The organism is Pedobacter sp. HMWF019 (genome assembly GCF_003061025.1).
In the GTDB taxonomy this organism is placed as follows: domain Bacteria; phylum Bacteroidota; class Bacteroidia; order Sphingobacteriales; family Sphingobacteriaceae; genus Pedobacter.
The window spans coordinates 1-10,039 of record NZ_QAIL01000014.1; the positions used below are offsets into that span (position 1 = coordinate 1).

A 10,039-nucleotide genomic window follows, 5' to 3' on the forward strand; every position below is an offset into this window, starting at 1 on the left:
GTGCTATCATAGATTCTTTTCATCTTTTTAATAAATAATTTACATCATGAAAACACTATCAGAATTAAGTTTAGACGAGTTAATCAAGAGAAAATTAACGTTAAAGGGCGCTTTGATCGGATTTGGAATTTTAATTGGGCTTGTGGTTTTAATATTTTGCTTTCTTAAACCCAAGCCCATTCTACTTGTTCCAGTAATTGCGTTTCCCATAACATTGTTGCCAGTATTTATTTCATTAAAATCGATAAATGATGAAATAAGATCCCGTGGTTCAAAAAGTCCGGTGGATCTTTAACCTTTATAGCTAAAGTTCTACTTCTTCAAGACTTTTAATTCCTCAAGGATATCATTTGCAATGTCCAATCTGGCCTTTCCAAAATCAGGATTTTTATCAGTGGATTGAATACAATTTGAAAAATAATAGACATTATCTTCAGTGGTAATGTAACCAACATACCAACCCACATATTGTTGATCTTGTTTACCAGAACCGGTTTTTACTCTTAGCACAGTACCTAATGTATCCTTCGCAATCATAATGTCTTTTACTATATCCATTGATCGCTTAGAGAAAGGGAGTTTATTGTCGTGGAGTCTGCGTAGAAAATCAATTTGTTCATTAGGTGTAATCCTAAGGTTTCCAGACAACCAGAAAGCATCAATACCACCTGTAATATCAGCATTGCCGTATTTGGCCTTATGCAGCCAATTCTTCATCCGCTCTTCACCTACACGTCTCGCCAGCTCCTGGTAATACCATACCGTAGAGTTTTTAAAGGCGTTCTTCATGTCTGTGTCTTTATTCCATACCGGAAGCATGCGTTCCTTTCCATCCCATTTAAAAACGACGTGCTCATCTTTAACAACTCCGGTTTCTAATGACACTAATGAATTGCATATTTTAAATGTAGAGGCTGGTGTAAAGGGTACAGAAGTTTGTGCTTCGTTGTAAATCGTATACTGGTCATTCTTCTGATCGTACATTATGAACGAGCCCTGTACTTTATACTTATCGTAGAATTTCTTAAAATCCTCCCGGATTATTTTACGAGGTACAGGTTTGAAAGCGCATAGTAAAGCTACAATTATAAAAGTAACTAAGGAATAGGGTTTTATAGATTTCATGCTGCTTTTCATAACAATAAAGTGAATTTCAATTTTTCTAAATTACATAGGATTAGAATGGTAAGCAATTTATAAGCTAGACTTAGCTGCCGTTTGTAAAATCATGAGCCGATTATTTTAGCTAATCGGCTCAAGATGCATAACTGGCAACATAAAGAATGGCCCAAATTTACTTATAAAGTAGAGAGATTGCACCAAATAGCAATTTTGTTTGCCCAAGAGTTAGGCGTGGTAAATGGTTTAGTTTTAGGTTTAAATGAAAAATTTAAACAAGAAACTGTGTTGGAGATTTTAATTTCAGAAGCAATTAAGACTTCAGAAATTGAAGGAGAATATATGAGCAGGGATGATGTAATGTCTTCTATTAAAAACAACTTAGGCATAAAACCTACCATCATTGTTAAAGATAAAAGAGTTTCGGGTGTTGCAAAACTGATGCTTGAAGTTAACCAGGATATTCATCAACATTTAAATCTCGAAGAAATCCTCAGCTGGCATAAAATTTTAATGGAATATGATCCAAAAATTAACGCAGGCGAATGGCGTAAAGGAACAGAACCTATGCAAGTTGTTTCGGGTGCTTACAGCAGAGAGGTAGTGCATTATGAAGCACCCGCCATCAGAAAATGTACCTGCAGAAATGGAAAGTTTTATGGATTGGTATCATAATTCGGAATTGCCTGTTAAGATCATCTTTCTAAAGCTTTGTTAAAGTCGGCCATCGCACATTTGTATTTCGAAAGCATTCACCCCTTTGAAGACGGTAATGGTAGAATTGGGCGAGCATTAACTGAATTCACCCTCTCTCAAGGCTTGAAAAGTTCTGCATTGCTTTCCATGTCAAAAACGATTGAACAAGGCAAGAATAAGTATTACGATCAACTCAAGCTTGCACAAAAGACTTTAGATATCACAGATTGGGTAAATTATTTTGCTGAAATGATATTGGAAGCTCAAAAGGATGCGAAAGAACTGATACAGTTTACACTCAAAAAAGCGAAGTTTTTTGACCAATACGCTCAACAACTTAATGAGCGCCAGCTAAAAGTTATTCAGCATATGCTAGAAAGTGGAACCAATGGTTTTCAAGGAGGGATGACGGCTAAGAAATACATAAGCATTACCAAAACATCTAAGGCTACAGCAACCAGAGACCTCCAGGAGCTTCATGAATGGGGTGTTTTTGCTCCAGAAGGAGCAGGGAGATCGGTGAGATATGAACTGGTTTTATAGGACCCTAAACGCCACCGGCGCTACAGATGTCTGTTTCTTAAAGAAATTAGAAAAATGCGCAATATCATCAAAACCCAGCGTGTAAGAAATCTCGGCAATGTTCCAGTTGGTTTGTTTGAGCAAGATCTTAGCTTCCTGCACAATGCGGTTGGCAATAACTTGGGTAGTGGTATTGCCGGTAACCTCTTTCAGTACCTTGTTGAGATGATTCACATGAACCGCTAAACGGTTTGCATAATCTTTTGCCGTGCGAAGATTTAAACGCTGATGCTGTGATTCAATGGGAAACTGTCTTTCTAACAACTCGATAAATAAGGACGAGATCCTGTCGGAAGCGTTATGTGCACCTTCTACAACAGATACAGGTTGAAGTTTCTGGCCGTAATGGATCAGCTCCAGCACCAGGTTGCGCAACAAATCATATTTAAAACGATAATCGGAAGCAATCTCCTTGTGCATCTTTTTAAAGATATATTCTATCTCCTTAACTTCTTCCGGATCCAACTGAAATACCGGCACCTGTCCGGGTTGAAATATAGGGAGGTCATCCAGGTCGGCGCCTGTTTTTCCCTGTGCCAGGAAACCGGCAGTAAAAATGCAGAACATGCCAGTTTGGTTGCCATCTTCGGGAATCCAGTTATAAGGGATCTTAGGGGTAGCAAAAAGCAGGGCACTTTCCGGGATATCAATAGTTTTATCCGCGTACTCTGCCCTGCTTTTTCCTCTTATCCAGCTTATTTTATAATAGGCCCTGCGGCTGTAAGGCATCTGCCGGGCACCAGTCTTCTTATCAAACAACGACTCGGTTACAAACACATTAAAATGGCCTATTTCTTTGGCGATGTCACTAGGTAGCGGCGCAGCGCTTTCCTGATAAAACTCATTTAATGATGTCTTTCCGATCATGTTTATTCTAATTAGTGATTTCACCGATTGCGTTCCTATTGCATAAATCAATCAGCGAAATCAAACTCAAGTTACAAAATTTAAAGCTTAACTATATATGCATGCCACCTGATACTTCGATTCTTTGACCGGTTATCCATCTGGCATCTTCAGTACATAAAAAGGCCACTACACCACCAATATCCTCGGCCACACCCGGGCGACCCATAGCCGTCATACTGCTTACCGCATCATTCAATTGCTGATTGTCGCGAACCTGCCCGCCGTTAAAATCGGTAGCGATAGCACCCGGAGCAACAACATTGGCACGGATCCTTTGGCCACCCAATTCTTTCGCCAGGTAACGGGTAAACACCTCTATAGCGCCTTTCATAGAAGCGTAGGCCGATGCACCGGGCATAGCAAAACGCGCCAGACCTGAGGAGATGTTAACAATGCCACCACCATCATTCAAAATGGGTAAGATGTTTTGAGTCAGGAAATAAACTCCTTTAAAGTGGATGTTCAGCAATTCATCAAAAGCTTCTTCTGTAGTTTGGCTTATAGGAGCATGATGGCCGGTACCAGCGTTGTTAATCAGAAAGTCCAGATGATCAGTACCAAAAGTACCCTTCAAAATGCTTTTTAACTGTTCTATGAATGCGCCGAAGCTTTTGATGTTGCCAGTATTTAATTGTAAGGCTACCGCTTTTAACCCACTTTGCTGTATTTGATGAACAACCTCTTGAGCATCATCTGCTTTATTGTTATAGGTAAGAATAACATTAATTCCTTTTTCGGCCAGTTTAAGCGCCATGTCTTTGCCTAATCCTCGGCTTCCGCCGGTTACCAGTGCTATTTGATTTTTGTTTTCCATGTTGATTTCTTTGAATTTATAGTACAAATATCGGGCAGGAATACAGTGGAGTGTTTGGACAAATCAATCGGTTATTTGCGAAATTCAAATAAGGAGAGGGGAGGTCGACTTAATATAATTTTTTATCGGAAAATTTGAAATCCTGTATTTTTGGTAAGGGTCTGATTAAAACTATTTTTTTCCTTTTACTTAGTGCCTTCTTTGAACCTGATTTTTCATCAGTTTCGGTTCTGAGCCCTGTAATTAAGTTAAATCTAGTTTCTGTGAATATTGTGTTTTCATCAATATATCCTTTGGTTGCGTTATTAGTTAACTTTTTCACCTTAATTAATTCAAAATTGCCATTGCGGTATTTGAAATCGTAAGTAATATTTCCTCCTTTAATTTCACTCCACATGGTTAAAATACCATTTTCAATGAAAAAATCTGGAATTTGGAATTCATTATGTTTCCCCTGGTTCTCAACAGGATATTGTGGTTCAATTATTTTGGTTGAAGATACCGCTAAAGTTAATTTTCCATTTGGACGAGATAGAAAAATTTGCAGTATTAATGGCCTTGTTTCGTCTATTGTATCCATTTTTACCAGTATTTTGTCCATTTTGCCATCATTGTTTAAATCGCCCTCTTCTTCTCTTACTTGATAAGTATAATTGCCTTTGTTTTTGATGTTTTGAGCAAATACATCCATTTGGGCTGAAATCAAAATGAATACAAAGCATAGATAAATGTTCTTCATAATTTTATTTTATTGTCAGTTTTGAAACTGAAGGCTGACTTATAAATATACGAAAGTGTTCGAGTTCAATTCTCGACGAGATCACTCCGCTGCTTGATACCTGCTACCCGTTATCTTAATAATTACGAAAGAACTTAATTTGCTCGAGTCTTGCCAGCGCTTGTTCATAAGTATACTCTTCCACGTGCAATGTGTCGACCCATTTGTAGTTTATAAATTTTGTTTCTTTTATGTTTGGTCCCAAAGAAATCAAGTTAAGTTCCCCGCAATTATTACACTTACCTATCGGCCAACCTGTTTCAGGTATTCCACTTTCCTTACTCAAAACTTGAGTTTCCAATACGGCATCACATTTTGTACATGAATGTTGTAGTGTCTCAACAATCTTTACAGGCTTTATGAAGTTTTGAATTTTCATTAAAGTTATCAATACAGAGCCATAAAGCCATTTGTTGAGGCTGTCATTAAAATCAATTTCAATAATAGTCGCTAACTCGTTGAACAGGTCACAAATAAATTCTTTCTCCTCAGTATCATAATCCGATTTATTTAGACTTGAAAGTTCTGATTTAAGCATACTCTTTAGTTGCCGTACAGATCTTTTGCTTTTTATTCCATTGATTAGTTCGTCTGAAGAGCTATTAAAAAACAAAGTAAGCTGTTGGCATAATTCGTCACTCGAAGGGTTTAATCCTCTTTCATTCCATGCTTGAATTGAGAATTTGTTTCGCTGTTTAAACTCTACAAGCTTATCTGTTTTTTGATCGTCAGTCATCTTTATTGTTTTGTTTCAGTAGGCCAAAGGCAACAATCATCTATTATCGAAGTTAGGAAACTTTACAAAGCCTAACCTGGACTTGGCTTAGATGCTTGATAAAGTTAGGCCTTTTTAAGGTGAAAGATTAAAATGGCAATTGATTTTAAGGTGAAAAATGCCGTTCACCTTAAAATTGGCCTCTTTTTAAGGTGAAAGATTCTTTCATTGATGACTTTTAAATCTGAACATGTTACAGTTTTTAGATCAAAAACTGAACACATAATGGTGATATGTCCAGAAATCTTAAAAATATGAACATGTTTAGCTGATATGTTCATATTTATGCTTTAATTTATACACATGTCCAGTTTTTGACTATAATGTGAACACGTGTATGGCATACGATAGAACTAAGCCCTTTAATGACCTTCCTTTGCTTCCTCCGTCTAAAGAAGTTGAAGATATTGACATTCTAAAAAAGCTTGTAACAACCTCACGGGCACTTGCTGCGGCAAATAGCACAGTAAAAAGATTACCAAATCCCTATATGCTGATCAATACGATTGCTTTGCAAGAGGCGAAAGCATCGACGGCGATAGAGAATATCTTTACGACCGAAGACGAGCTGTATAAGGCGGTATCCGATTCAGTTAAAGAAAGTTCTGCTAATGTTGGTACAAAAGAGGTTCTAAGATATAGAGAAGCACTATGGCAAGGATACGATTTGCTTCGCGATAAAGCGACAATAGACCTTGAATGTATTATTGGGATTTTCAGAAAAATTAAAAACTCTACAGACGGTTTACGCGCTCCTCAATCATTAACAGTAATCAATCGCGGACAAAGCGAATTTCGCGCAGGGGAGATAATTTATACTCCACCAAGGGGTGTGGGAGTTCTCGAGTCATTAATGGGAAATCTGTTAGAGTACTTAAATGATGATGAGAAACATTCTTCTGACCCTTTGATTAAAATGTGTATCGCCCACTATCAATTTGAGGCTATCCATCCTTTTCGTGACGGAAACGGTAGAACCGGACGTATCTTAAATTTGTTGTACCTGGTGCATAAGGGATTATTGGACCAACCAGTTTTGTACTTATCAAAATATATCATTGCAAATATAGACGAATATTACTACAATTTAGGCGTTGTAACCCAACGAGGATCTTGGAAACCTTGGGTCCTTTACATGTTAGAAGCTATAGAGAAGACGTCGTTATTGACAAGTCAACTGATCATTAGTATTCTAAACCAAATGGATGCTACTCTGGAGCATGCAAGGGAGAGAATAAAATGGTACAATAAGGAGGTTAATGAGGCACTCTTTAGTCAGCCTTACATTAAACCTAAATTTATTGGAGACTTGCTGGGGATTACTTCCAGGACTACCCTTACCAAATATTTTGCAGAGCTTGTTGATGCTGGTGTTCTGCAGCCGGCAAAAGAAGGAAAGGAAGTCTTTTATATCAATGGAGATTTGATCTCCATTTTAGAAGGATAGCCGAAAAAGGCATCAAGTTTTTTCCTCGTTGCTTTATTAATAGGCAAATAAACCAATTTCTCCAGATCAAGTTCGTCTTTATCAAAAATAACTACCGACTCCATTTTGACCAAGCTTGATGCCTTTGCAGTCGCATCGCAGCCCTGCGCTCTTAAATCTTCAATGAGCTGTTCCCGATTTTGTGATTCTATCGCAATCACCCAATAAGTATGATGAAGATTAAGCCGACCTATCTTCATTTCATCAGGTACAGTACTCAATATGGACAAAGCAAGTTCTCTTCTTTTTTGTGTGTCATCTACAGAGAAATGACCAACGCGTCTTGCCATTAGTTTTAAATTTGCATGGCAAGGTCTGTATCTGATTTTCTTCATGACATCAGCACCGGGAAAACCCTTTGTAAAACCAGCCAGTACATCGTCGAAATCTCTATTCGATGCTCTGGCAAATACATAAAGCATACTAAATATCCATCTTAATGTAATCACTTTAATGGCCAGCGCCTTAAATATCTTCTTCAAATACAATTTTGGGCTTTGTACTGGAAGTTGATCATTGAGCAAAACAACATTGTGATATAAGCTGGGATTGTTAAACCGGAGCATCGCACCAGTTAAACTCGTATTGGTTTTAATCAGGCCAAAACTATACATCACTACGTCCGACAGGGGATGACCAGCATACAAACCATTAAAAGCCTGGGCACAATCTTCCAATACAATTAAGCCATGCTCCTTCGCCAATTTGACGATGGCTTCGGTATTCATCACAGCTCCAAACAAATGAGTAATCAGAATCGCTTTAGTTGAAGGTTTTATCGAAGCCTCCATTTGCTGTGTAGAAATTTCAAGGGAATGTTTGTTAACAGCTAAAGGAACGGAAACCAATTGGTGAGCCTTTAAAATGCTAAACATGTCTGGTATGTTGACATTGGTGACCAGTATTTCTGCGCCAGGCTCAAAATCCAGGGATTGTAAAACGAGATCTAAACCTGTTCTAACAGAAAGAGTGTACAGTTGGTCATGCTCCGCTTTGATGTTTTTAGAATTTTTAATACCGAGGATTTCCGAGAAACAATAACCCATCCCTCTAAATAATGTCGAAAAAGATATATCTAGTTTTCCTCTTGGGATCATGCAGGCCAAATATAATGAATTACCGAAGTTACTACTTTATTACAGACATCATTATAAAGATACTGAAGCAGTAAATAGAGGTCGATTTATAAAATACATAAAGCGCATTTAAAAAAGTTATCCACATTTTCTTAAGTGCAGTGTGGTCGCACTGAGTTTATTTTACTTAGTGCCCAGCTATCGCGATAACCTCTTTATAACCTTTTATATGAAAAAAACACTTTTTACATTCGTGTTTGCCTTGGGATTTATTTATTCCTATGGCCAAAATACCCTTCCTTCAACTGGTAATGTTGGTATTGGAACAACAAACCCTATTGTCTCCCTGCAAGTAAATGGGACAGCAATTATCGCAAATAATGGCGGTTCAAATTACAATGAAAACATACGTCTTCCGAGTGCGAATGATGGCTATGCATGTATAGCCTTAGGCGCTGTTCCTGGAATTGCAGGGACAGGCATTGGGCAGTGGTCATTAATTAAATTTCCAGAGTATGAGGCGTCTAAATTTACGATAAGGCACAACCAGACCGACTACTTCAGCATACTTACAGATGGAAAAGTTGGAATCGGTATTCTAAATCCTACAGAAAAACTCGCAGTAAATGGCAATATCAGAGCTAAAGAACTCAAAATAGAAGCTGCGAACTGGCCAGACTATGTATTTGAAAAAGACTACTCACTTCCCTCATTAGAACAAATAGAGAAACACATTCAAGAAAAAGGTCATCTACCAGGAATTCCCTCTGCTGCAGAAGTTAAAACTGAAGGTATCGAAGTCGGAGACATGAATGCGAAACTGCTTAAAAAGATCGAAGAGCTAACGCTTTATCTCATTCAGCAAAACAAAAAAATGAGTGCATTGGAAAAAGATAATATAGAGCTTAAAAAAGCAGTATTCAGGAGCCAAGACAAACCACAATAGCATTCCAGTCAATACAATTATATATATGAAGTCAATAAAAAAAATCGGACTGTTCCTTCTGTTCGTTCTTGGCGCTATTGCTTTGAAAGCACAAGAAATTGCACAAACAGAAATAGGAACTGTAGCAAACACAAAATTACTCTTGTATGAATACTATAATCATACAGGACCAGAATGGATTAAGCTATTCAGAATGAAAAATTATAACGCAGATCTCGGTTTTTGGGGCAGATCAGGCGTATCCGGCCGGGTCTACTTTGTAGATTATCAAGGTGAAGGAGGAGCCTTTGTTGACTTTAGTTTTCCTCAATATATTTCCGCACAACAGAAACCGGTTATCACACTCAGTGGAGCCTCAGTTAAAGATATTGAATGGTATGCCTTCCCTGGATCCGATGGCCCTGGAAGAGACTATTACGATGTTTATATAAAAACTCCTGGCTTTCACGTTGGATTAAGTTTCTTGGTTCGGGGATCAGATTATGTACCCGTTTTTACAAAAGCAGACCAGCCAACTGCTACAGCAAACTGGAGCTATAGCTTATCTCCTGAATCCTTTAATTTTTACAGTGGAACTGGAAAGTTAGGCTTAGGAACATTGAACCCGACAGAAAGACTCTCAGTAAATGGCAATATCAGAGCTAAAGAACTCAAAATAGAAGCAGCCAATTGGCCAGACTATGTATTTGAAAAAGACTACCAACTTCCAACTCTGGAACAAACAGAAAGCCACATCAAGTTAAAAGGCCATTTACCAGGAATTCCTTCTGCTGCAGAAGTGAAAGCTGAAGGTATTGAAGTCGGAGACATGAATGCCAAACTGCTCAAGAAGATCGAAGAGTTGACTCTATATCTCAT

Annotated in this window: 11 protein-coding genes and 1 pseudogene; 6 read left to right on the forward strand and 6 right to left on the reverse strand. The window is 38.0% G+C overall.

Annotated features, from left to right (window positions below; all coding sequences use genetic code 11):
• The first annotated feature begins 46 nt into the window (after nt 1-46).
• Nucleotides 47-295 carry a hypothetical protein gene (locus tag DBR11_RS00600; protein ID WP_108549669.1) on the forward strand — a complete coding sequence of 83 codons (249 nt, stop codon included), beginning with the start codon at nt 47-49 and terminating at the stop codon, nt 293-295.
• 17 nt (nt 296-312) lie between these two features.
• On the opposite strand, the gene blaOXA is transcribed toward DBR11_RS00600, so the two are convergent.
• The gene (gene blaOXA / locus DBR11_RS00605) at nt 313-1,125 is read right to left on the reverse strand and encodes a class D beta-lactamase (RefSeq protein WP_158275177.1); all 813 of its coding nucleotides are present in this window, start codon (nt 1,123-1,125) and stop codon (nt 313-315) included.
• 135 nt (nt 1,126-1,260) lie between these two features.
• Between blaOXA and DBR11_RS29825 the strand changes: the two genes are divergently transcribed.
• Together DBR11_RS29825 and DBR11_RS29830 are read left to right on the forward strand one after the other, a co-directional pair.
• Complete coding sequence (locus DBR11_RS29825) at nt 1,261-1,794, forward strand: DUF4172 domain-containing protein (protein WP_199233732.1); 534 nt, start codon at nt 1,261-1,263, stop codon at nt 1,792-1,794.
• Between the two features lie 36 nt (nt 1,795-1,830).
• On the forward strand, nt 1,831-2,358 hold the full coding sequence (locus tag DBR11_RS29830; protein WP_199233733.1) for a Fic family protein: 528 nt from the start codon (nt 1,831-1,833) through the stop codon (nt 2,356-2,358).
• Here DBR11_RS29830 and DBR11_RS00615 read toward each other — a convergent pair.
• From DBR11_RS00615 to DBR11_RS00630, 4 genes are all read right to left on the reverse strand, one after another.
• A complete protein-coding gene (locus DBR11_RS00615; RefSeq protein WP_108549671.1) occupies nt 2,353-3,264 on the reverse strand; it encodes an AraC family transcriptional regulator in 912 nt (303 codons plus the stop codon). The two genes, DBR11_RS29830 and DBR11_RS00615, sit on opposite strands and share 6 nt — an antisense overlap.
• 91 nt (nt 3,265-3,355) lie before the next feature.
• The gene (locus DBR11_RS00620; protein ID WP_108549672.1) at nt 3,356-4,120 is read right to left on the reverse strand and encodes an SDR family NAD(P)-dependent oxidoreductase; all 765 of its coding nucleotides are present in this window, start codon (nt 4,118-4,120) and stop codon (nt 3,356-3,358) included.
• A 109-nt stretch (nt 4,121-4,229) separates the two neighbouring features.
• A complete protein-coding gene (locus DBR11_RS00625; RefSeq protein ID WP_146186430.1) occupies nt 4,230-4,859 on the reverse strand; it encodes a hypothetical protein in 630 nt (209 codons plus the stop codon).
• A 115-nt stretch (nt 4,860-4,974) separates the two neighbouring features.
• The gene (locus tag DBR11_RS00630) at nt 4,975-5,634 is read right to left on the reverse strand and encodes a DUF4844 domain-containing protein (RefSeq protein WP_108549674.1); all 660 of its coding nucleotides are present in this window, start codon (nt 5,632-5,634) and stop codon (nt 4,975-4,977) included.
• Nucleotides 5,635-6,010: 376 nt separating this feature from the next.
• Between DBR11_RS00630 and DBR11_RS00635 the strand changes: the two genes are divergently transcribed.
• Entirely contained in the window at nt 6,011-7,120 is a 1,110-nt protein-coding gene (locus tag DBR11_RS00635) for a Fic family protein (RefSeq protein ID WP_108549675.1), read from the forward strand.
• Here DBR11_RS00635 and DBR11_RS00640 read toward each other — a convergent pair.
• The gene (locus DBR11_RS00640) at nt 7,081-8,256 is read right to left on the reverse strand and encodes an aminotransferase class V-fold PLP-dependent enzyme (protein ID WP_108549676.1); all 1,176 of its coding nucleotides are present in this window, start codon (nt 8,254-8,256) and stop codon (nt 7,081-7,083) included. The two genes, DBR11_RS00635 and DBR11_RS00640, sit on opposite strands and share 40 nt — an antisense overlap.
• A 208-nt stretch (nt 8,257-8,464) precedes the next feature.
• Between DBR11_RS00640 and DBR11_RS00645 the strand changes: the two genes are divergently transcribed.
• Both DBR11_RS00645 and DBR11_RS00650 read left to right on the forward strand, forming a co-directional pair.
• Entirely contained in the window at nt 8,465-9,181 is a 717-nt protein-coding gene (locus DBR11_RS00645; RefSeq protein ID WP_108549677.1) for a hypothetical protein, read from the forward strand.
• A gap of 25 nt (nt 9,182-9,206) precedes the next feature.
• A pseudogene (locus DBR11_RS00650) lies at nt 9,207-10,039 on the forward strand (hypothetical protein); the annotation flags it as partial.